At 61.8% G+C, this 23,092-nt stretch carries 13 protein-coding genes; 7 read left to right on the top strand and 6 right to left on the bottom strand.

Annotated elements, in window-relative coordinates; all coding sequences use genetic code 11:
* Positions 1-149: 149 nt before the first annotated feature.
* Together ACFZPT_RS12765 and treR are read right to left on the bottom strand one after the other, a co-directional pair.
* On the bottom strand, positions 150-1,046 hold the full coding sequence (locus ACFZPT_RS12765) for an alpha/beta hydrolase (protein WP_256593262.1): 897 nt from the start codon (positions 1,044-1,046) through the stop codon (positions 150-152).
* Positions 1,047-1,161: 115 nt separating this feature from the next.
* Complete coding sequence (gene treR, locus ACFZPT_RS12760; protein ID WP_034100378.1) at positions 1,162-1,866, bottom strand: trehalose operon repressor; 705 nt, start codon at positions 1,864-1,866, stop codon at positions 1,162-1,164.
* A gap of 244 nt (positions 1,867-2,110) precedes the next feature.
* Between treR and treP the strand changes: the two genes are divergently transcribed.
* From treP to ACFZPT_RS12735, 5 genes are all read left to right on the top strand, one after another.
* Positions 2,111-3,553 (top strand): PTS system trehalose-specific EIIBC component, encoded by a 1,443-nt coding sequence (gene treP, locus ACFZPT_RS12755; protein WP_034115023.1) that lies wholly within the window; start codon positions 2,111-2,113, stop codon positions 3,551-3,553.
* 135 nt (positions 3,554-3,688) lie between these two features.
* Positions 3,689-5,335 carry an alpha,alpha-phosphotrehalase gene (gene treC, locus ACFZPT_RS12750; protein ID WP_034115022.1) on the top strand — a complete coding sequence of 549 codons (1,647 nt, stop codon included), beginning with the start codon at positions 3,689-3,691 and terminating at the stop codon, positions 5,333-5,335.
* Positions 5,336-5,407: 72 nt separating this feature from the next.
* A complete protein-coding gene (locus tag ACFZPT_RS12745; RefSeq protein ID WP_034115021.1) occupies positions 5,408-6,628 on the top strand; it encodes a carbohydrate porin in 1,221 nt (406 codons plus the stop codon).
* 61 nt (positions 6,629-6,689) lie between these two features.
* Positions 6,690-9,206: a phosphoenolpyruvate--protein phosphotransferase gene (ptsP, locus tag ACFZPT_RS12740; RefSeq protein ID WP_034115020.1), complete on the top strand. Its 2,517-nt coding sequence runs from the start codon at positions 6,690-6,692 to the stop codon at positions 9,204-9,206.
* A gap of 2 nt (positions 9,207-9,208) precedes the next feature.
* Positions 9,209-9,487, top strand: coding sequence for a PTS transporter subunit EIIB (locus tag ACFZPT_RS12735; protein WP_034100369.1), 279 nt, complete (start codon positions 9,209-9,211; stop codon positions 9,485-9,487).
* A 40-nt stretch (positions 9,488-9,527) separates the two neighbouring features.
* Here ACFZPT_RS12735 and mltF read toward each other — a convergent pair whose 3' ends face one another.
* On the bottom strand, positions 9,528-10,988 hold the full coding sequence (gene mltF, locus ACFZPT_RS12730) for a membrane-bound lytic murein transglycosylase MltF (protein ID WP_034100367.1): 1,461 nt from the start codon (positions 10,986-10,988) through the stop codon (positions 9,528-9,530).
* Positions 10,989-11,274: 286 nt separating this feature from the next.
* Here mltF and purL point away from each other — a divergent pair, with 286 nt between their 5' ends.
* Together purL and ACFZPT_RS12720 are read left to right on the top strand one after the other, a co-directional pair.
* Positions 11,275-15,171 carry a phosphoribosylformylglycinamidine synthase gene (gene purL / locus ACFZPT_RS12725; RefSeq protein ID WP_034115019.1) on the top strand — a complete coding sequence of 1,299 codons (3,897 nt, stop codon included), beginning with the start codon at positions 11,275-11,277 and terminating at the stop codon, positions 15,169-15,171.
* A gap of 4 nt (positions 15,172-15,175) precedes the next feature.
* Positions 15,176-15,487, top strand: coding sequence for a YqfO family protein (locus tag ACFZPT_RS12720; protein WP_034100364.1), 312 nt, complete (start codon positions 15,176-15,178; stop codon positions 15,485-15,487).
* A gap of 67 nt (positions 15,488-15,554) precedes the next feature.
* On the opposite strand, the gene ACFZPT_RS12715 is transcribed toward ACFZPT_RS12720, so the two are convergent.
* The 3 genes from ACFZPT_RS12715 to nagE form a co-directional block, all read right to left on the bottom strand.
* Positions 15,555-16,778, bottom strand: coding sequence for a membrane-targeted effector domain-containing toxin (locus tag ACFZPT_RS12715; RefSeq protein WP_256593255.1), 1,224 nt, complete (start codon positions 16,776-16,778; stop codon positions 15,555-15,557).
* 54 nt (positions 16,779-16,832) lie between these two features.
* Positions 16,833-21,302 (bottom strand): membrane-targeted effector domain-containing toxin, encoded by a 4,470-nt coding sequence (locus ACFZPT_RS12710; RefSeq protein WP_256593256.1) that lies wholly within the window; start codon positions 21,300-21,302, stop codon positions 16,833-16,835.
* A gap of 92 nt (positions 21,303-21,394) precedes the next feature.
* Positions 21,395-23,089, bottom strand: a complete 1,695-nt coding sequence (gene nagE, locus ACFZPT_RS12705) for an N-acetylglucosamine-specific PTS transporter subunit IIBC (protein ID WP_034115018.1) — start codon at positions 23,087-23,089, stop codon at positions 21,395-21,397.
* Positions 23,090-23,092: the final 3 nt, after the last annotated feature.

Here is a 23,092-nt window from a genome sequence, read left to right as displayed (position 1 = left end):
GGCATCCCTGCCAGCTTGTCAGTGAGTGCTGATTCAAGCGCGGCCGAATTTACACGATGCGTGTAGGACAATTCATCAAGAAAATGACTAAGGCCGGGAAAAAAGCTAAAAAATGCGACGTTTCAGTTATTTTTTTAAACTTTACGGAATTAATCAGCAATAGCTGGAACTTCAGGGTCATTGGCGCTGTCACGGGCCGCGCGGAGCCTGATGGGGGAGGTAGTGGGTTGTTTCAAAGGGATCTGCCTACTCTCAGTCTCAAGACGCTGATGCGCCAACGGAGTTTTAGCCCATCGGCTCCATGCCGCTTCCCACCCCTCATCATGACTTGCCCCTGGTACATGCACGCATTGGGAGAGGGGCGAGCCAAGTGCCTGTTGGTACTGATCGGCTAAATGACTCGGAACGATTGAGTCAGCTTCTGCGATGAAATGGCGCTGGGGTATTAAGACGAGTCGATCACGGTAGTCCAGCGGTTCCAGTGAACCGTCGAGCGGGGACAACCCTTTCATCGCCGCCCACAGACGTGGGCTGAGATTGCCGGCAAGGGTTTGCACTTGGGTTACATCATTGCGCTGCGCCGCCAGCAATAATGCCAGAGCGGCGCCTCCTGAATACCCCACCAGTTCGAACTCACGATTGCCATATCGCTGTTTCAGTTGGTCCATGGCCTGGCTGAGACGGTCGACCACTGCCTGAGAAAATCGTCGATCGGTCCAGAGTGAGGTTTGACAGGTTGCGGCCATCACGAACTGGCAGGGGCGTGCCAAGTAAACGTTCGGCGTCGGATCGTCGACCGCCAACCGTGGCACCAAGAGATTATGCGGGCTTGGGTCCAGGCTGGGTTGTGTGGCCGTGGCCCAGGAATGCCCATCGCCTTCCAAATAGACACGCAGGCGAGTCATTTCTTCGGCAGTTCGCGGTGCAAGGATGAAGAGGGGGAACGCATGTCCCGGCAAGACCTCCCAGTGTCGGCCATGCTCTTGAGCTAGTTGTTGTAGCGCCTCACGCGGCGTCTGGCAGGCGATGAGAAGCGCGCTGAGCATCACCAACCAGGCTTTACAGACGCCGGCCAATGGTCGACGGCAGGAAAAGTCTCTACTCAACATAGGGGGAGTTCGCAGCAGATGACTTAACGCCATTGCTTTTTCCTGACTCGGCTCACCGCCGCGCAATATCCGAAAAGTAAAACTTATCCAGCGTATGCCGCGACTCGGTGTACTCGAACTGCCGTCCATCCTGGAAGAATGTCTGGTTGCTCACCACGATCACATGGCTCTGGCCGTCGAGGTCCAGGTGGGCCTGGTCGTCTTTGCTGCGTGGCAGGGCTTTGATGGTGCGTTGGGCGTAGCTGATTTGCAGCTGCAACGTCTGTTCGATGAACGCGTAGATCGACTGCTCGGCAATGGTGCGGTCCAAGCCTGGGATCAGGTCGGCGACGAAGTGGTTGATGTCGAGGATCACGCGTTTGCCATCGATGTGTCGTACCCGTTTGATGCGGGTGATCAGCGTGCCGGGTTCGGCTTCGATGTGTTGCAGCAGCGAACCCTCCAGCGGGATCTGGGTGAATTCGACCACTTCGGTCAGGACGTCATCGCCGAGGTCGGCGTGGGTTTCGTGGAAGCTGACGATGCCGCCCAGCTGAAACTCGATCGGGTTGGGCGACAACACAAACGTGCCCTTGCCGTGGATCTTTTGCGCAAACCCACGCTCCTGCAATTGTTCGATGGCGCGGCGCACGGTGCCTCGGCTGGCCTGGTAGCTGTCCATCAATTCGGTTTCGGAGGGGAGGCGCGTACCACGTTGCAGGCGTTCAGTGGTGATGCTGGCAAGCAGATCGCTATAGATCTGGTTGTATTTGCTCATGGGGATGGCTCTGTGCCCGGCTTATTCAGGCTCGAACCTTAGTGCTACCGATAGGGTTTGTCCATTGAGCCCTTGGTTGCTGCGGCTTCCATGGGGCTCAGCAGATTCCTACAGAAAATCAGGAAAAAACAATTTCAAACTCGTACAGACGAGTTGTTGCTTTAACTCGTCTGTACGAGTACTTTTGCTTTCGGCGTGCTGCCAATGACTGCCCCAAATAAAAAAACCAAAGTGGAAACCAAGCATGAGCCACGACTATTCGAATATCGCCCGCGAGATCCTCGAGCACCTCGGAGGCAGCGACAACCTGGAGCAAGCCGCACACTGCGTGACTCGCCTGCGCCTGGCGCTCAAGGACCCCAGCCGGGTCAATGGCAGCGCGCTGAACCAGGTCGATCTGGTCAAGGGTTCGTTCTTTACCGGCGGCCTGTTTCAGGTGGTGATCGGTCCCGGCGAAGTGGAAAAGGTCTACGCCGCCCTGCGCGAGCAAACCGGCCTTGCCGCCTCGACCATCGCCGACGTCAAGAAAGCCGGCGGCGACAAGACCAACCCCATGCAGCGCCTGGTCCGCGTGTTCTCCGATGTGTTTATGCCGATCCTGCCCGCGCTGATCATTGCCGGCCTGCTTATGGGCATCAACAACCTGATGGGCGCCAAGGGCATGTTCATCGAGGGCAAGACGCTGCTGGAGGCCTATCCGAACCTGGATGGCCTGTGGAGCCTGATCAATCTGATGGCCAATACCTCGTTCGTGTTCCTCCCGGCGCTGGTGGGTTGGTCGGCGGCCAAGCGTTTCGGCGGCAGTGAAATCCTCGGCATCGTACTCGGCTTGATGCTGGTGCATCCGGACCTGCTCAACGCCTGGAACTACGGCAAGGCCGTCGCCGGTCTGGATGGCCAGAGCCTGCCGTACTTCGACATTTTCGGCTGGTTCAGGATCGAAAAAGTCGGCTACCAGGGGCAGATCCTGCCGATCCTGATGGCCGCCTATGTGATGAGCGTGATCGAGAAGTGGCTGCGGGCACGGGTGCCCAATTCGATTCAATTGCTGGTAGTGCCCATCACCACCATTGTGGTCACCGGCGTGCTGGCCCTGGCGATCATCGGCCCGGTGACCCGTCACCTCGGCATCCTGATCACTGAAGGCGTGGTCACCCTGTTCGACCTGGCGCCGATGGTCGGTGGGGCGATTTTCGGCCTGCTGTATGCGCCGCTGGTGATCACCGGCATGCACCACATGTTCCTGGCCGTGGACCTGCAACTGATCTCCACCCAGGGCGGCACCTTTATCTGGCCGATGATCGTGATGTCCAACCTGGCCCAGGGCAGTGCCGCACTCGCCGTGTTCTACACCACCCGCAATGCGCGGGACAAAAGCATGGCCTCCACCTCGGCGATTTCCGCGTATTTCGGCATCACGGAACCGGCGATGTTCGGGGTGAACCTGCGCTTCAAGTTTCCGTTTTATGCGGCGTTGGTGGGGTCGGCCCTGGGCAGCATTTTCCTGTCGCTGAACAAGGTGCAGGCCTCGGCCATCGGGGTGGGCGGCTTGCCTGGGTTTATTTCGATCGTGCCGCAATCCATCGCGATGTTTGTGATCGGGATGGGCATCGCGATGGTCGTGCCGTTTGTTTTGACCTGTGCGTTGAGCATGAAGATTGTTCGGCCGGGTTATCGCGTCGCCTGAACTATCGCTATCGGGGGGCAAGCCCCCTTCCCACAGTTGGAATGCTTACACCCTGTGGGAGGGCGGCGCGACGGTTCGATTTGCTCGCGATGAGGCCCGAGAGGCCAGCACAAAACCCTACTAAAGGAACCCACCATGCAAGACTGGCAACACTCGGTGATCTACCAGATCTACCCCAAAAGCTTCCACAGTCACGCGGGTAACGCCACCGGTGATCTGCTGGGCATCGTGGACAAGCTCGACTACCTCCAATGGCTAGGCGTGGATTGTTTGTGGATCACGCCGTTCCTGCGTTCGCCGCAACGGGACAACGGCTACGACATCAGCGACTACTACGCCATCGACCCCAGCTACGGGACCATGGCCGACTGCGACCTGCTGATCGCCGAAGCGGCCAAGCGCGGCATCAAGCTGATGCTCGACATTGTGGTCAACCACACCTCCATCGAGCATGAATGGTTCCAGCAGGCACGCAGCAGCCTCGACAACCCCTACCGCGATTTCTATATCTGGCGCGACCAGCCGAACAACTGGGAATCCAAGTTTGGCGGCTCGGCCTGGGAGTACGAGGCGCAAACCGGCCAGTATTTCCTGCATCTGTTCGATCACACCCAGGCCGACCTCAATTGGGACAACCCCAAGGTGCGCGCCGAAGTGTCCAAGCTCATGCGTTTCTGGCGTGACAAAGGCGTGGGCGGTTTCCGCCTGGATGTGATCAACCTGATCTCCAAACCCGCCGATTTCCCTGAAGACAGCAGCGACGGCCGCCGTTTCTACACCGATGGCCCGAACGTGCACGCGTACCTGCAGGAAATGCACCGCGAAGTCTTCGAGGGGCATGACTTGATCAATGTCGGCGAAATGTCGTCCACCAGCCTGGAACATTGCATCCGCTACTCTCGGCCCGAGTCGAAAGAGCTGTCGATGACCTTCAACTTTCACCACTTGAAAGTGGATTACCCGAACCTGCAAAAGTGGGTGAAGGCCGACTTCGACTTCCTGCAACTCAAGCAGATCCTTTCCGACTGGCAACTGGGCATGCAGGCCGGTGGCGGCTGGAACGCGCTGTTCTGGTGTAACCACGACCAGCCGCGAGTGGTCTCGCGCTTCGGTGATGACGGCGAGTACCGCGTGGTCTCGGCCAAGATGCTCGCCACTGCGCTGCACTTTCTCCAAGGCACGCCGTTTGTGTACCAGGGCGAAGAGCTGGGCATGCCCAATCCGGGCTTCGACAGGATCGAGCAGTACCGCGATGTGGAGACCCTGAACATCTTCCGCCTCAAGCGCGATGCGGGCGAATCCGAAGCGGCGAGCATGGCCGCGATCATGCAGAAGTCCCGCGACAACGGCCGTACGCCCATGCAATGGAACGCGCAGCCAAATGCCGGTTTCAGCAGCGGCGAGCCGTGGATCGGCATCCCGGCCAGTGCGGCGCACATCAATGTCGAACACCAACTCGACGATCCCGACTCCGTGCTGCACCACTACCGCGCGCTGATCGCCTTGCGTCGTCACGAACCGCTGATCCAAGAGGGCGTTTACCGGCCACTGCTGCAAGACCATTTGCAGGTCTGGGCCTACCTGCGCGAAGGCCTCGGCGAGCGCCTGCTGGTGCTGAACAACTTCTACGGCCAGCCCTGTGAGATCCAACTGCCTGACGAGGTGATTGGTGCTGCGACCGAGCAACGCCTGCTGATCAGCAACTACCCCGACTGCCCGCAACGCACCACCACGGTGGTGTTGCGTCCGTACGAATCTTTTGTGCTGCATTTGAAGGACTGAGACCCGCTGTAACCCCTGTATGGGAGTGCAGGGGCGCTGCAAAAAAACATAATAAAAATATTGGAGTGCTTCATGAAAACCACCGTAAAGCTCGGCCTCGTTGCCTCCTGCCTGAGTCTGCCATTCGGCGCCCAGGCCCTGGAATTCGCCGGTTACCTGCGCAGTGGCGCGGGGACTTCCACGGGCAGTGGCCCACAGCAGTGTTTCCAGTTGCCGGGGGCGCAAACCAAATACCGCCTGGGCAACGAATGCGAGCAGTACGCCGAACTGGAACTGCGTCAGGACCTGTTGACCTTCGACGATGGCTCGGTACTCAGCGTCGATGCGATGGCCTCGCTCTACAACAAGTACGACCGCGCCCTTAAATTCCAAGGCGAAGACAACGGCTCGGCGCGCATGCCGCAGATGTATGCGCAGTGGTCGAACCTGCCTGCCCTCAACGGTGGTTCGCTGTGGGCCGGTCGGCGTTACTACAAACGTAACGACATCCATATTTCCGACTTCTACTACTGGAACCAGAGCGCCACGGGCGGCGGTATCGAGGACGTGCTGATCGGCGACCTCAAGTACAGCTATGCGATTTCCCGCAAGGACAACCTGTACCAGAAGGAATACGCCACCCGTCACGATTTCAACGTCGCGGGCTTCAAGACCAACCCCGGCGGCGAGCTGGAGCTGGGCTTGAGCTATATCGAAAAGGCCGGTGGGCGCGATACCCACAGCGGTTGGGCGCTGACCGCGCAGCATGTGCAAAAACCCTTCCTGGGCGGCAAGAACAAATTCGCCCTGCAGTACGGCGAAGGCCCCGGCACCGGCCTGGGCTACACCGGCAATACCTTTCTGGACAACAGCAGCAAAAGTTATCGCGCCGTGGAGTTTTTCGACTGGCAGGTGACCCCGCGTTTCGGTGGGCAGATCGAGGCGGTGTACCAGAAGGACATTCGGCCCGGCAGCCAGGATCAGACCTGGATGTCCATCGGCATACGGCCTGCGTATGCGCTCAGCGAACAATTCAAACTGGTCACCGAACTGGGGCACGATCAAGTCGACGCCACCGGCGGCACGCGCAAACTAAGCAAATTTACCTTCGCCCCGACCTGGTCGCCCAAAGGCCCGGATTTCTGGGCGCGACCGGAAGTGCGCTTGTACTACACCTATGCGACCTGGAACGAAGCGGCCAAGCGTGCGGCGAATGAACTGGCGGCGGGCTCGGCGTTGTCCGACACCGGTTCCTATGGCACGGCGCGGCATGGGTCGAACGTGGGCGTGCAGGTTGAATACTGGTGGAAATAAGTCACCCCTGGCATTCGCATCCACCCCGTGATTTTTACAGAACAAAACAGCAGGTGAAGTCATGATCGCAACGCAAACCCTGGAATTGCGGGCGCCCTTGTCGGGTGTACTGCTGGCGCTAGACACGGTGCCCGACCCGGTATTCGCCAGCCGCATGATCGGCGACGGCCTGTGCATCGACCCAACATCGCAGACCCTCTGCGCACCGCTGGCCGGGGTGATCAGCAATATCCAGGACACTGGGCATGCGGTCAGCATCACCGATGACAACGGCGTGCAGGTGCTGATGCATATCGGCCTGGACACTGTAAGCCTGGCCGGCAAGGGCTTCACCCGTCTGGTCGAGGAAGGCCAGAGGGTGGAGGCAGGGCAAGCCCTGATCGAATTCGATGCCGACTATGTGGCGCTCAACGCGCGCAGTGTGCTGACCCTGATGCTGGTGGTCAGCGGCGAGCCCTTCACGCCTCTGGCAAGCGGCCTGGTGGAACTGGGCCAGCCCGTGTTGCAGGTAGCCCCTGGCAATCGGGTAGAAGAGGCCGATGAGGAGGAGGGCGACGCCCTGTTCTCCAAGCCGCTGACCTTGCCGAATGCCAACGGCCTGCACGCCCGCCCGGCGGCTGTATTGGCCCAGGCCGCGAAAGCGTTTAGCGCAAGCATCTACCTGCACAAGCAAACCCAGAGCGCCAATGCCAAATCGCTGGTGGCGATCATGGCCCTGCAAACCTTGCAGGGCGACAGCGTGCAAGTGAGTGCGGCGGGGGAAGACGCCGAGGCCGCGATCGCGGCGTTGGTTGCGTTGTTGACGCAAGGCTGTGGCGAGGCCGTTACGACACCGACAGCACCGGAGCAACCGGTGTTGCCGGCCACGCTACTAAGGGGCGTGTGTGCATCGCCGGGGGCGGCGTTCGGCCAAGTGTTTCAAGTGGCCGAGCCTGTGTTGAACATCACTGAGCAGGGCGCCGGGCAGGCCGTTGAGCAGGCAGCGTTGGCCCGTGGTCTGGCGGCTGCGACCCAAGCGCTTCAAGCCTTGCAGGACGATGCCGTCGGCAGTGCCCAGGCGGAGATCTTTCGTGCCCATCAGGAACTGCTTGAAGACCCGACGTTACTGGAACAAGCCCACGGATTATTGGCCGAGGGCAAGAGCGCAGCCTTTGCCTGGAACCGCGCCACCGCCGCCACCGTGGAACTCTTCCAGGGCTTGGGCAATGCGCTGATCGCCGAGCGGGCCGCGGACCTGGCGGATGTCGGCCAGCGTGTGTTGAAACTGATCCTCGGCATTCAAGACAGCGCTTGGGACTTGCCCGAGCGCGCGATCCTGATCGCCGAGCAACTCACCCCTTCGCAAACCGCCAGCCTGGACACGCGCAAGGTGCTGGGCTTTGTCACGGTCGGCGGCGGCGCCACCAGCCATGTCGCCATCCTCGCCCGGGCCCTTGGCCTGCCGGCGATTTGCGGCGTGTCGCCTGAAGTGCTGGCGCTGGCCAATGCTCGGTATGTCTTGCTGGACGCCGATCAGGGTACGTTGCAGTTGGACCCGGACCTGGCGCAAATCGAGCAGTTGGAAACGGCGCGCGCGCAACAGCTGCTGCGTCATCAGCGGGACATGGCGCAGGCCGGTGTTCCTGCAATCACCCGCGATGGGCATCATGTCGAAGTCACCGCCAACGTTGCTTCGTTGCCGGAAGTGGAGCAGTCCCTGGGCCTGGGCGGCGAAGGCGTCGGCCTGCTGCGTTCGGAATTTCTCTACCTGGACCGCAACCGCGCCCCCAGCCCCGACGAACAAGCCGCCACCTACACCGCCATCGCCCGTGCCTTGGGCACCGAGCGCAACCTGGTGGTGCGCACCCTGGATGTCGGCGGTGACAAACCTTTGGCCTATGTGCCGATGGAGGCCGAGAACAACCCATTCCTCGGTCTGCGCGGCATTCGCCTATGCCTGGAGCGGCCGCAATTGTTGCGCGAACAGTTCCGCGCGATCCTCGCCAGCGCCGGTTTCGCGCGGCTGCATATCATGCTGCCGATGGTCAGCCTGCTCTCTGAGTTGCACCTGGCTCGGCGGATTCTTCAAGAAGAAGCATCGGCGCTCGGGCTCGCGACGCTACCGAAACTGGGCATCATGATCGAAGTGCCGTCCGCTGCATTGATGGCGGACGTCTTCGCTCCCCATGTGGACTTTTTCTCCATCGGCACCAATGACCTGACCCAATACACCCTGGCCATGGACCGCGACCATCCGCGCCTGGCCAGTCAGGCCGACAGCTTCCACCCGGCGGTGTTGCGGCTGATCGACACAACGGTCAAGGCTGCCCATGCCCACGGCAAGTGGGTCGGCGTGTGCGGTGCGTTGGCGTCCGAAGCGCTGGCGGTGCCGGTGTTGATCGGGTTGGGGGTGGATGAGCTGTCGGTCAGCGTCCCGTTGATCCCCACTATCAAGGCCACGGTGCGCGAACTGGACCTGGCTGACTGCCAGATCATCGCCCGTCAGGTCCTGGGCCTGGAAGAAGCCGCCCAAGTGCGCGAGGCATTGCGCATGTACCAGGCGGCCACCGTTGAAACCTCACCTGTCGTGGAGCTTTGAGCATGTTCGAGAAATTGCAGCGGGCGTTCTGGAAGGCCCTTACTCCGGATCTGGTGGCGGAAACCGTAGCCGCGCCAACGCAGAATGAGTTGTCGGCCGAGGTGCTGAGTGCGTTGGGCGGGGCGGATAACCTCAAGTCGCAACAGCGCGTGGCACTGACGCGGGTGCGGGTGCAGTTGGAGGATGCGGGGCGGCTGGATGAGGCAGGGTTAAGGGCGTCGGGTATTGCTGGCGTGATGGTGTTACCGGGCGGCGTAGTCCATCTGCTCACCGGCCTTTGAGCCAAGTAAAGCCAATTGGCGGAGTCTGAAAATATTGCGCTTAGAGTGGCGGGGTGTCTTCCGGCGGCTTGGTCTTGTCGATACCCGGCACATGCAGGTTGCCTTCGACCACCTGGTTGCCTTCCAACTGCGGCTGGGTCACCCAGGTGAGAATGTCGTAGTAGCGCCGGATGTTCGCCACAAAGTGCACCGGTTCGCCGCCCCGCGCGTAACCGTAGCGGGTCTTGCTATACCACTGCTTCTGCGACAGGCGCGGTAGCATTTTCTTTACGTCCAGCCATTTGTTCGGGTTCAGGCCTTCGCGCTTGGCCAACGTGCGAGCGTCTTCCAGATGGCCGGTGCCCACGTTGTAGGCGGCGAGGGCGAACCAGGTGCGGTCCGGTTCGGCGATCTTGTCGTCCAGTTCGTCCTTGATCTTCGCCAGGTACTTGGCGCCGCCCATGATGCTTTGCCGGGCATCCAGGCGGTTGGACACGCCCATGGCCTGGGCGGTGTTCTGGGTCAGCATCATCAGGCCGCGCACGCCGGTCTTGGAGGTGACGGCCGGCTGCCACAGTGATTCCTGGTAACCGATGGCCGCCAGCAGGCGCCAATCGACCTTTTCTGCCTTGGCATATGCCCGGAAGTGCTTTTCATATTTGGGCAGGCGTTGCTGCAAATGCTGGGCGAAGGTGTAGGCGCCGACATAACCCAGTACATCGACATGCCCGTAATAGCGGTCTTTTAGCCGTTGCAGGGTGCCGTTCTTCTGCACCTTGTCGAGGTAACTGTTGACCTCGTTGAGCAGGCTGTTGTCATCCCCGGCGGCCACGGCCCAGCTTTGGTTGCTGGCATTGCCCAAGTCGAAGGCCACGCGCACATTGGGGAAGTACACCTGGTTCATCGCCACTTCGTTGGAGTCCACCAGGGTCAGGTCGATTTGGCCCTCGTCCACCATGCGCAGCAAATCCACCACCTCGACCGCGTCGGATTCTTCGTATTCGATGGCAGGATTTTGCTTTTTCAGCTCGGCCAGTTGTTCGGCGTGGGTGCTGCCCTTGAGCACCATGATCTTCTTGCCCACCAGATCCGCCGCGTTGGTCGGCCGCGATTGGCCGTTGCGGTAGATGATCTGCGGAGTGACTTCCAAATAAGGATGGGAGAAACGCACCTGTTGCTGACGCTGTTCGCTGCTCACCAGGCCGGCGGCGGCGAGCACCGGGCCGTTGGGTTTGCCCAACTGGCCGAACAGGTCGTCAAGGTTGTCGGCGGTCTCGATTTCCAGCTTCACCCCAAGGTCATCGGCAAAACGCTTGACCAGTTCGTACTCGAAACCGGTTTCACCGTTGCGGTCCTGGAAATAAGTGGCTGGACTGTTTCGAGTAACCACCCGCAATACGCCATCCTCCTTGATTCGCTCGAGCGTGCTGGGTTTATCAACACAGGCGCTGAGCATCAGGAAGAGTCCGGTTGCGATGAGCCATCTGGCGCATCGCGGGCGCAAAGCAGTTGGGGAGAACATCTGCGCAGTATACGCAAACGGCCCACGGCGCCATATCTCGACAGCGCAGGACTTGTCTGCTAGCGCCGCCAAAACTGTGCTGCAGCCCGCAGAAATGGGCGTTGGCGGGCGTTTGTGACGGTTAAAATAACTGCGCGGAATGCAGCGGATGACGCCGCGATAAGGTGCAATCGCGGCCAACTGACGTTCGGCAGCGGCCAGCGATGCCGTTTCGGGTGCCGTTGGCGGCGGTTTACGCTAGAATGCACGGCCTCAAAGCACACCCCTTCCCGAGGCTGTCCCGAAGATGTTGATCCTGCGCGGCGCTCCTGCCCTTTCTGCCTTTCGCCACAGCAAACTCCTTGAGCAACTGAGCCAGAAGGTTCCAGCTGTTACAGGCTTGTACGCTGAATTTGCTCACTTCGCCGACGTGAGCGGCGTTTTGACCGCCGACGAACAGCAAGTGATGGCACGCCTTCTGAAGTACGGCCCAAGCGTTCCCGTTCAAGAGCCGACCGGCCGCTTGTTCCTGGTTCTGCCACGGTTCGGCACCATCTCGCCCTGGTCGAGCAAGGCCAGCGACATTGCCCGCAACTGCGGCCTGTCGAATATCCAGCGGCTGGAACGCGGTATCGCCTTCTACGTCGCCGGGCAGTTCAGCGAGGCCGAAGCCGAGCTGATCGCCAGCAGCCTGCACGACCGCATGACCCAGATCATCGTCGGCCAGTTGGAACAGGCCGCCGGTCTGTTCAGCCATGCCGAGCCCAAGCCGCTGACCGCGATTGACGTGCTCGGCGGTGGCCACGCCGCCCTCGAGAAGGCCAATACCGAACTGGGCCTGGCCCTGGCCGAAGACGAGATCGACTATCTGGTCAACGCCTTCAACGGCCTCAAGCGCAACCCCCACGACATCGAACTGATGATGTTCGCCCAGGCCAACTCCGAGCATTGCCGCCACAAGATCTTCAACGCCAGTTGGGACATCGACGGCGAAAGCCAGGAAAAAAGCCTGTTCGGCATGATCAAGAACACCTACGTGATGCACAGCGAAGGTGTTCTTTCTGCTTATAAAGACAACGCCTCGGTAATCGTCGGCTCCGTCGCCGGCCGTTTCTTCCCGGACCCCGAGACCCGCCAGTACGGCGCGGTGCAGGAGCCGGTGCATATCCTGATGAAGGTCGAGACCCACAACCACCCGACCGCGATTGCCCCGTTCCCAGGCGCAGCCACCGGTTCCGGCGGCGAGATCCGCGACGAAGGTGCTACCGGTCGCGGCGCCAAGCCCAAGGCCGGCCTCACCGGTTTCACCGTCTCCAACCTTCAGATCCCGGGCTTCGAACAGCCGTGGGAAGTGCCGTACGGCAAGCCCGAGCGCATCGTCAATGCGCTGGACATCATGATCGAAGGCCCGCTGGGCGGCGCCGCGTTCAATAACGAGTTCGGCCGTCCGGCCCTGACCGGCTACTTCCGTACCTTTGAACAGTCCATCACCACCCCCCGTGGCGATGAAGTGCGCGGTTACCACAAGCCGATCATGCTGGCCGGCGGTATGGGCAACATCCGTGAAGAACACGTCAAGAAAGGCGAGATCCTGGTCGGCTCCAAGCTGATCGTGCTCGGCGGCCCGGCGATGCTGATCGGCCTGGGCGGCGGCGCTGCTTCCTCCATGGCCACCGGCACCAGCTCGGCGGACCTGGACTTCGCGTCCGTACAGCGTGAAAACCCGGAAATGGAACGCCGTTGCCAGGAAGTCATCGACCGTTGCTGGCAACTGGGTGACAAGAACCCCATCAGCTTTATCCACGACGTCGGCGCGGGCGGTCTGTCCAACGCCTTCCCGGAGCTGGTCAACGATGGCGACCGTGGTGGCCGCTTCGAACTGCGCAATATTCCAAACGACGAGCCGGGCATGGCCCCGCACGAAATCTGGAGTAACGAATCCCAGGAGCGTTACGTGCTGGCCGTCGGCGCCGACGACTTCGCGCGCTTCCAGGCCATCTGCGAGCGTGAGCGCTGCCCGTTTGCCGTGGTCGGCGAAGCCACTGCCGAACCGCAACTGACCGTCACCGACAGCCACTTCGGCAACAGCCCGGTGGACATGCCCCTCGAAGTGCTGCTGGGCAAAGCCCCGCGCATGCACCGTTCGGCGGTACGTGAAACCGAACTGGGCGATGATTTCGACCCAAGCAAGCTGGAACTGGCCGACAGCATCGAACGCGTGCTGCATCACCCGGCCGTGGCGAGCAAGAGCTTCCTGATCACCATCGGCGACCGCACCATCACCGGCCTGGTGGCCCGTGACCAAATGGTCGGCCCGTGGCAGGTCCCGGTGGCTGACGTGGCCGTCACCGCCACCAGCTTCGACGTTTATACCGGTGAAGCCATGGCCATGGGCGAGCGTACCCCGCTGGCCCTGCTGGACGCTCCGGCGTCGGGCCGCATGGCCATTGGCGAAACCCTCACCAACATCGCCGCATCGCGCATCGGCAAGCTGTCTGACATCAAATTGTCGGCCAACTGGATGTCCGCCGCCGGCCACCCGGGTGAAGACGCGCGCCTGTACGACACCGTGAAAGCCGTCGGCATGGAGCTGTGCCCTGAGCTGGGCATTACCATCCCGGTGGGCAAGGACTCGATGTCCATGGCCACCCGCTGGAACGAAGACGGCACCGACAAGAGCGTCACCTCGCCGCTGTCGCTGATCGTCACCGGTTTTGCGCCGGTTACCGACATCCGCCAGACCCTCACCCCGCAACTGCGCATGGACAAGGGCACCACTGACCTGGTGCTGATCGACCTGGGCCGTGGCCAGAACCGCATGGGCGCCTCGATCCTGGCGCAGACCCACGGCAAGCTCGGCAAGCAGGCCCCGGACGTCGACGACGCCGAAGACCTCAAAGCCTTCTTCGCCGTGATCCAGGGCCTTAACGCCGACGGCCACCTGCTGGCCTACCACGACCGTTCCGACGGCGGCTTGCTGACCAGCGTCGTGGAAATGGCCTTCGCCGGTCACTGCGGCCTGAACATCGTGCTCGACAGCGTTGCCGAGGATGCGTCCGAGATCAACGGCATCCTGTTCAACGAAGAGTTGGGTGCAGTGATCCAGGTCCGTCAGGACGCCACTCCGGATGTGCTGGCTCAGTTCAGCGCGGCCGGCCTGGCCGATTGCGTCGCGGTGATCGGTCAGCCGATCAACAACGGCGAAATCAATATCTCCTTCAACGGCGACACCGTGTTCAGCGGTCAGCGTCGTCTGCTGCAACGCCAGTGGGCCGAGACCAGCTACCAGATCCAACGCCTGCGCGATAACGCCGACTGCGCCGAGCAGGAATTCGACGTGATCCTGGAAGAAGACAACCCGGGCCTGAGCACCAAGCTCAGCTTCGACGTCAACCAGGACATCGCCGCGCCGTACATCAAGAAAGGCATCCGCCCACAGGTGGCGGTGCTGCGTGAGCAGGGTGTCAACGGTCAGGTGGAAATGGCGGCGGCGTTCGACCGCGCCGGCTTCAATGCGATCGACGTGCACATGAGCGACATCCTCGCCGGTCGCGTCGACCTCAACGAGTTCAAGGGCCTGGTGGCCTGCGGCGGTTTCTCCTATGGCGACGTGCTGGGTGCCGGCGAAGGCTGGGCCAAGTCGGCGCTGTTCAACAGCCGTGCCCGCGATGCGTTCCAGGGCTTCTTCGAGCGCAACGACAGCTTCACCCTGGGTGTGTGCAACGGTTGCCAGATGATGTCCAACCTTCACGAGCTGATCCCGGGCAGTGAGTTCTGGCCGCACTTTGTGCGCAACCGCTCCGAGCAGTTCGAAGCCCGTGTCGCCATGGTGCAGGTGCAGGAGTCCAACTCGATCTTCCTGCAAGGCATGGCCGGTTCGCGCATGCCGATCGCCATCGCCCACGGTGAAGGCCATGCCGAGTTCGAAAGCGAAGAGGCACTGCTGGAAGCCGACCTGTCCGGCACCGTGGCCCTGCGTTTCGTCGACAACCACGGCAAGGTCACCGAGACCTACCCGGCCAACCCGAACGGCTCGCCGCGTGGGATCACCGGCCTGACCAGCCGCGACGGCCGCGTGACCATCATGATGCCGCACCCGGAGCGCGTGTTCCGCGCGGTGCAGAACTCGTGGCGTCCTGAAGAGTGGAACGAAGACGGTGCCTGGATGCGCATGTTCCGCAACGCGCGCGTGTGGGTGAACTGAGGCGGTGTACAAGCTCAGCTTCTTTGTGCCCGACAGCCATGTGGAGACGGTGAAAACCGCCGTCTTTGCAGCTGGCGGCGGGCGCATCGGCGACTACGACAGCTGCGCCTGGCAAGTGCTGGGCCGCGGCCAGTTTCGCGCGTTGGACGGCAGCCAGCCGTTTCTCGGGCAAGTCGGCGAGGTTGAAGTGGTCGATGAGTGGAAAGTTGAGATGGTGGTGGCGGACGATTTGATCGTAGCCGCAGTGGCTGCGTTAAAGGTCAGCCATCCCTACGAAACACCTGCGTATGAAGTGTGGTCGTTGGCGGATTTCTGATCTGCCGGCAGCCACTCCAAGCAACCCGCCGAGCCTTTATGGTCGGCGGGTTTTTTGTGGCCGGTGTTCAGGGGGCCGGTGTCAGTTTCACCTCTTCCCTCAAGGCTTCGATCAGGGTGTTCTGGAACTCGAAGCGCTGTTCTTTCATGTTCCAGCGGTCGATGAAAAACAGCCCGTTGTCATCCACCTGGATGGGCGTGGAAACGATCTCGCCGCTACGGGAGCGGTGCAGGATGTTGGTTTCGGCGGCTGATGGGCGTTCCACCAGAAAGAAACCGGGTCGAGTCAGTTTCGAGCGGTCGGCGGCAGGAAAGGGCAGGGGCGTCTGGGTGCCTGCGATACCGACGTCCAGCTTGAAGTCGCTACGCACGGCAATCCAGTAGGCGCCCTGAATGTCCGTCTCCCAATAACCGCGATGCAGGCTGCGCGACAGGGTGGGCGCGACGTCGCGAATATGCAGGCTGATGGCGCCCTGCAATTCGGCCAGCCCCGGCACCCCGAGCTGAGTATTGGTGTGGCCGCTGCCCACGAACGCCACCCATTTGTGCGGGCCATGGGCCGTCTGGTCTGCCTTGATTACCTGAGCGGCAAAATAGCTGAACAGTTGATTGCGATCGGTGATGCCCTCCAGGCCTTTGACGTGATAGCTGGCGGTACAGTCCAGGGCGCGAACGCGAATGCCGTATTTGCCGGCGGCCTGAATCACTTCGGAATAACTGTTAGGGCCTCGGTACAGCGGCATATGCCCGCTGTCCTGGCGCTTGAGGTAAGCCTTGAGCCCGTCGGGCAGGCGCTGGGTGCGATGGAACAGGTCCAGTTGTGCCTGATGCAGGTCGGTCAGCAGGTGCTCGACATATAAGGTTTTGAAGCCTTGTTGCTTGAGGGTCTTCATCTGTTTGCGCAGGAACGCTTTGCTGGCCTGGGCCGAGTGGGCTTCGCCAATCACCAGCCCCGAGAACGTGCTGTCACTGACCTGCTTGAGGAAAGCTTCCGGTGTGGTGTCCGTTCTCAGGTGCGGCAGTTCCGGTCGGGGCGTGGCGTGATAGTCGGCAAAAAACGCTCGGGCCTTGGCCTTCAACTGCGTGCGTAGCGCCACAAAGGCATCGAATGCTGCACGACTGCGGGCACCGCTGGGGGCGTAACGCGTGTCCAGGCCCCTGGGGTGTTCGGCCAGGCTGGCGATGTCGTCCCTGAAGGTCGGCGCAATGTCGAACTCACTGAAGTGACCGGGCTGGGGTGCACTCTCCGCGATACTGGGTTGGGGGGCTTTGTAGCCGGTGTGCAGGGTCATACGGTAATCGGCCTTGGCCAGTCCATCGCCGGGAATCGCGCCGGGAGTATCCAGCTAAAGGCCGACAGGTTGGTTCGCACCCACGTCGTCGATGCGCAACGCCACCGCATTGTGCAGGTCGGCCAGCCCCGGGGTTTGATTGAAGCTGCGCATCCGGGACGGTTCGACCAAGGCCACCCAGCGTTCATCCATGGCGTCGACGCTGTCGGCTTGAATCACTTTATGGGAGTAGAAGTTTCTCAGGTCATTGCCCCGTGGCGTGGTGGACGGCGTATTACCGAGCAGGGTCAGCGAGTCTTCGAGTTGATAGGACGTCGTGGCATCGAGGGCGCAGATTTGCACCTTTTTTTCCTGCGCTTTACCTAGCAGGGCAGCGTAGGAAAACTCGGCGTCGTCGGCGATGCCGAAGGCGCTGTCGATACTCCGCATATGCTGCTGGATGTGCCGCCAGGACTGGCCCTTGTTGAATTTCTCCAGTTTCGGCCGGAACACGTCCCCCGGCAGGTATTCCACGTACAGGCGCTTGAAGCCTTTTTCGATCAGGGCGTCCATCTGTTGCATCAGCACCTGTTTACTGGCGATGGAGCCAGGTACCGCCCCAATGACCAGGTTCTTGTTGCCGGCGAACACATCGCTGTCGAGCAGTTGCCTGAAGGTTGTGCTCGCCTCTATGGGCGGCGCGGGCGCGCGGGTGGGGATCGGGTCGAGGAATCGGAAAAAATTGCGCGCATCCTTGATCAGCCGCTCGACTTTCTGCACGTAAACCGGCTGCAAGTGTTTCACGCTGTCGGCCGCGGACGACAACACCGTATAAGCCGGCACGTCGCGTTCGCGGCCCAGCCGTATGAGTTCTTCGCGCACGTTCGGGTTGATCACCGTCGTCAGGTCGCGCCAGTGTTTCTCCGGCATTTCATACTGGGCAAACGGTTGTGGTGTCTCTGGCAGCGCTTCATATTTCGGGCCGCCGCCGGCCACTCCGGTACGACGCCAGACGCCCTCGGCATTGGGGGCGGCCACGCGGGTGGTCGAGACCAACTTGCCGCTGAGCGGATCGAGCCGATACAGCAAATAGCGCCCGATCACATCCGGCGTACGGCTCGCCCACAAGGCTTGCCCTTCGAACATCACCGGCTGCATGTTGGCGGGCACCGCAGGGGCGGGCTCCAGTTGCCGGATCAATTTCATGGCGCGCAGGTGTTCGTTCTTGGCTGCGGCCAGACGCAACGGTTTGCCAGTCGGCCTGAGGCCGCGCAATACCGGGCGCAAGTCGGTGAACACCGCGCCGGCGCTGTTGAACAGGTACCCGGCCAGGTGTTCCAGTGTCGCGCCGGTGTCGCCCTGGTGATAGGCGTGCAGGGCGAGCATGGCGTCCTTGAAAGCCAGCAACATCCCGGTGCTCAGGCTCAGCACCGGGTAGGGCGCGGTGGCGATAGCGGTGACCCATTCCACACAGGTCCAGAGAATGCCGGTTACCATTTGCGTGCGGTTGACCGTGGTGCCCGTGACGTTGTCGATCTTGCGTTGCAGTTTCATGTTGTACAGCAGCTGGCGCAGGTCGGTAACAGGCGGCACGCCGGCTATGGCGTCGTAGCGCGCCGGACTGAGGCTGGTTCTATCCAAGTGCGCGGGCAGCAGGCGCCGCGCTTCTTCCAGAAAGCTGCGCACTCGCGCCTGGGATTGAACGCCGACCCGGTTGACCAGGTAGCCGATCCAGCCGGGCTGGGTCTTGAGCAGGTAATTGAACAGCCGAGCCTCGCGAAAGCTGATGCCGTCGGGCGCTTGCGGGGTGTACAGCAGGACCGGGTTGTCGGCGTGGCTGAACAGGTAGGTGTCGATCACCCAATCGCCATCGATCATCAAGCGGTGGATGGCGTAGGTCTTGCGGGTTTGCACGGTGGTGTCGCCCAGGCTGGCGATGCTTTTCTTCAGCCAATTCAAGTCCACCCCGGCGATGTCGCCTTTGAGCTGCGCCTCGATGGCGGCACTGAGCAGCTGGCGTTGGGTGATGGCCAGAATGGCATTGCGCCGGAAGTCATAGGCCGGGCTTTCGGCATTCAGCAGCTCGCGTCTGACTTTGTCTGTATAGCGCTGACCGATCCACACCCCTGTGACCGAGCGCGCGACCTTTTCGGCGGTCAGTGCGCTCAGGTCGATACCCTCCGGGCCCCTGAAGGTGGCCGAGCGGGAAAATTTCTCATCGAGAAAGCCCACCCCGTCGGCGTAGCCGTCGCGAAACAATTGGGTGTAGGTCATTGGTTCGGGGCGCGAGGCAAGAACTAATGTCGGCGGGGCATAGACCCAGACGGTATCCGGGTCGACGTCATTTCCTGGGCGGCCCAGCAGGCCATTCAAGCGTTGTCGGGCCTGGTCATGGAGGTAGGTGTTGAAGCTGTGGAAATTAGCCTCCGAGAGCGGATGTTCGTGGTAGGCCTGCAGCGCCCCTTCGGCGTCCTCGGCGGCGGTCACCAGTTGTTTGCGCACCTCATCGGTGGTCGAGCGGTACCAGTTCGGGGTGCTGAACGCATAGTCGTCGATACGCGCCGACAGCACATGGCGCGACATCGCTTGCAGGCATTCGGCGTGGCTGGCGGTGGTGCTGAAGGTGACCTCTTTGTATTCCTCGGCGTGGTATTTGAGGCTCAGGTTGCTGAGTACGTGCTGCATGGCCGCGCGAAAACGCAGCGGCACGCGGGTGATCAGGTAATCGGTCATGCTCCCCGGCGCGGCCTTCAGGCCGTTGTCCAGGGTCCAGCCGAGGATATGTTGCTGGCAGGCCCGTTCCGTGTCGAAGGCCTTGAATTGCTGGTCGCGTGGCGCTTCAGGGGTGCACAGCAGCACGCGGTCCACGACGCCGCTGGCGTTCGTGCGGCGCAGCACCCACAGGTCCTGAAGCTGTGCGCCGTGCAGCGACAGGGTATTGGCCCCCACGGTGGCGGCGCTGAGCTGCGGGTCGGTGCCTTCGCGCAGACGCTCAAGCAGTTGCAGGTCGCTCTCCAGCAGATGACCCTGCAGGTGGGCGATATACGCCAATGCGACGATACGCTGATCAAGCATGTGCTCGACCGCGCGCCGCACTTCTGCCCGGCCATGCAAATCGCGTTGCGCATCGGCGAAGTCCAGGCGCGGTTGCAGGGTGACCATTTGCTGCGCCAGCCAGGCGACGTTCAGATCCTGATAGGCCGCTGGCAGGGGCGCATCCTGGTAGGTGAGGACGGTGTTGGCGAGGAAGTCGGAGCCCGGCTTTTCATCGTCGGTGTGCAGGCCGCGCAAGGCCAGCTCGATCAGCGTGCGGTCGTGATCGTAATGGCCGACATTGGGGACGAAGCGTCGGGTGCTGACCAGCAGGTGCTGGGGTTCCAGGTCGTGGATGTCCAACTCGTCCGCCAGCCGTTCCAGCCATTGATAGCGTGCCAGCGTGCGGGGGGTGGTGGCCGGGTTCAACACCTCCAGCATTGCCCGGCGCGCCTGATCGTAGCCCTTGAGGCGCTCGGCCAGGGTGCTGCGCGCAACCTCGCTGGCGCTGCGGTACCAGTCCGGCGCGCTGTAACGCAGGCAGCGTTCGAGCAGGGTCTGGGCCCGCAGTTCAAGGCGGGCGGTGAGGTCGGGCAGGGCGGCCTCGATGGCATGCTCGACAGCCTCAATGAGTTGCGCGGCGTTCTGGTCCGGGTTGTCCACAAGGCTTAACGCGCGCTCGATGTCCAGGGTGCGCCGGTCGATCAGCACTTCGTTGACGTGCTCGAACAGCGGCTTATCGCTGATGGGCGACAGCGTTAGCGGCCAGATTCCGCTGCTACCCAGCGCTTGGTAGCGCACTGGCAGCAGCGCCCTGAATTCCTCGGTGCTGGCGGGGTGTTCGAACTGCTGGTGCAGGCGTCTGTCCAGCAGCGCCAATGAATCAAATGACTCGACGCCCCGCGCTGGAGTGAACAGCAGCACCTGGCCGACATCCTGCGGGGCGGTGAGGCTGCTCGGCACGGGATGGTTTTTTTCGGTCACCACAAACGCACCGGCCAGCTCGACGGTCTGCTCCTGATAGCTGAAGCGCAACGCATACAGCCCCGGGCGCAAGGTCGGGTACAGCGACACCTTTTCAAGCATCGCGCCTTCTTGCGGGTGCAACAGCCGATCCTGCACGCCGAGCTTGGCTTCGTGGGTCAGCGCGATGAAGCCGGCGTCGAAGGTCATAAAGGATTTGCGCGGCTTGCCGTCGATCTGGTGGGCCAGATCCAGTTGTCGCAACCGGGTATCGAGGTTGGCCTTGAGGGTGGCGAGCAAGGCTTGTCCTGCTTCGCTGCGCAGATCGCTGTCGCGCAGTGTTCCGTAGTGGACACGCGCATGTTCAAGGTATTGCCGGCGGGCACCACGGATCAGCCCGTTCAAGCGTTCGAGATAACGCAGGTCGGGCGAGGGGGCTTTCTCCGGGATCAACAGTGTGGGGGATTCGAGCAGATGCTGGCCGATCTGATTGAGGTAGGCCTTTATCTCATCGAACGTCGGGGCAATAGGGGGGCTGGACGTGCTCACGGGCACATTCTCCATGCTGAGGGAAAGAACCCTTAGCTTGGAGAATGGCGCCGTGAACGGGCTGTAGATAAGTCAGTGGTGCCCCCCGCCGGTCAGGCGTTGAGCGGGCGGGTCAGGCGTTCCAGCGCCTCGCCCAATCCGGTTGCCTTGTCACCGACCAGCAGGTGCCAAACGCCGCTGTCGAGCTGGCTGACGCCCTGGCAGCCCAGCGCCGTCAGTTGCGCTTCGGACAAGGCTGAATCATCGCCCAGCACCACCCGCAGGCGGGTCATGGCCAGCGCTTCCAATTGGCGCACATTCGCGCGTCCGCCCAAGGCGTTCAGCCATTGCTCGGCGTGCTGCTCATTCACGGCTTTCGGTTTATCCACAGGTGCCGCTGCCACCGGTGCGGTAGCGACGAATGACGGCATGGCCAAGCGAATTTCATCGGCGATGCTATCGGCCATCGGCCCGACCACCACCTGCAGGCTGCCACCGTTGCCGGGGCGCACTACGGCCATGGCGCCCAGCGCCTTGAGGTCGGCATCCAGCGCTTTGTTGCGATCCACCATGTCCAGGCGCAGGCGGGTGGTGCAGGCGCCGACGCTGAGCAGGTTGTCCGCACCGCCCAGGGCGCGGATATAAGCGCTGGCGCGTTGGTTGTCGGTCAGGGTTTGCGTCGGCGCGGCTTGGATATCTTCACGGCCCGGCGTTTTCAGGTTGAAGCGGCGGATGCAATAGCTGAACACGCTGTAGTAGATCAGCGCATACGCCAAGCCGACCGGGACCACCAACCAACCATTGGTGGACTTGCCCCAACCCAGCACCATATCGATAAAGCCACCGGAGAAGGTAAAGCCGAGGTGGATGTTCAACATATTGGTGACGGCCATCGACAGACCTGTCAGTACCGCATGGATCAGGTACAAAAATGGCGCGAGGAACATGAAGGCGAATTCGATCGGCTCGGTCACCCCGGTCAGAAACGATGTCAGGGCCATCGACAGGAAAATCCCGCCCATGACCTTTCGCCGCTCCGGCAAAGCGTTGCGGTACATCGCCAGGCATGCGGCGGGCAGGCCGAACAGCATCACCGGGAACATGCCGGTCATGAACTGGCCGCCCTTGGGGTCGCCGGCAAAGTAGCGGGTCAGGTCGCCAGTGACCACCGCGCCGGTGGCCGGGTCGGTAAAACTGCCGAACACGAACCAGGCCATGTTGTTGAGGATGTGGTGCAGACCGGTGACGATCAGCAGGCGGTTGAACACGCCGAATACGAATGCGCCGAGGCTGCCGCTTTCCATCAGCAGTACGCCGAAGCTGTTGATGCCATGCTGGATCGGTGGCCAGATCAGGCCGAACACCACGCCCAAGCCCACGGCGGAGAACCCGGTAACAATCGGCACGAACCGCCGGCCGCCGAAAAACGCCAGGTACTCCGGCAGCTTGATGTCCTTGAAGCGGTTGTACAGCGCCCCGGCCATCAAGCCGCTGGCGATACCGGCGAGCATGCCCATGTTGATCGTGGTGTCCATCACCTTGAGGGTGGAGATCATCACCAGATAACCGATGGCCCCGGCCAAGCCGGCGGTGCCGTTATTGTCGCGGGCAAAACCCACGGCGATACCGATGGCGAAGATCAGCGCCAGGTTGGCGAAAATCGCCTGACCGGCATCGTGCATCACCGCAATGTTCAGAAGGTCGGTGTCGCCCAGGCGCAGCAGCAGGCCGGCGATCGGCAGGATCGCAATCGGCAGCATCAGTGCACGGCCCAAGCGTTGCAGGCCTTCGATAAAGTGCTGGTACATGGC

This window comes from Pseudomonas sp. MD330_10, from assembly GCF_042610415.1.
Taxonomy (GTDB): domain Bacteria; phylum Pseudomonadota; class Gammaproteobacteria; order Pseudomonadales; family Pseudomonadaceae; genus Aquipseudomonas; species Aquipseudomonas rhodesiae.
This window is presented reverse-complemented; position numbering and strand designations above follow the sequence as displayed.

Coding starts and splice junctions, on each gene's coding strand:
- ACFZPT_RS12765 (WP_256593262.1), bottom strand. CDS start 1,046: ATGCTCAGCGCGCTTCTCATCGCCTGCCAGACGCCGCGTGAGGCGCTA.
- treR (WP_034100378.1), bottom strand. CDS start 1,866: ATGAGCAAATACAACCAGATCTATAGCGATCTGCTTGCCAGCATCACC.
- treP (WP_034115023.1), top strand. CDS start 2,111: ATGAGCCACGACTATTCGAATATCGCCCGCGAGATCCTCGAGCACCTC.
- treC (WP_034115022.1), top strand. CDS start 3,689: ATGCAAGACTGGCAACACTCGGTGATCTACCAGATCTACCCCAAAAGC.
- ACFZPT_RS12745 (WP_034115021.1), top strand. CDS start 5,408: ATGAAAACCACCGTAAAGCTCGGCCTCGTTGCCTCCTGCCTGAGTCTG.
- ptsP (WP_034115020.1), top strand. CDS start 6,690: ATGATCGCAACGCAAACCCTGGAATTGCGGGCGCCCTTGTCGGGTGTA.
- ACFZPT_RS12735 (WP_034100369.1), top strand. CDS start 9,209: ATGTTCGAGAAATTGCAGCGGGCGTTCTGGAAGGCCCTTACTCCGGAT.
- mltF (WP_034100367.1), bottom strand. CDS start 10,988: ATGTTCTCCCCAACTGCTTTGCGCCCGCGATGCGCCAGATGGCTCATC.
- purL (WP_034115019.1), top strand. CDS start 11,275: ATGTTGATCCTGCGCGGCGCTCCTGCCCTTTCTGCCTTTCGCCACAGC.
- ACFZPT_RS12715 (WP_256593255.1), bottom strand. CDS start 16,778: ATGACCCTGCACACCGGCTACAAAGCCCCCCAACCCAGTATCGCGGAG.
- nagE (WP_034115018.1), bottom strand. CDS start 23,089: ATGTACCAGCACTTTATCGAAGGCCTGCAACGCTTGGGCCGTGCACTG.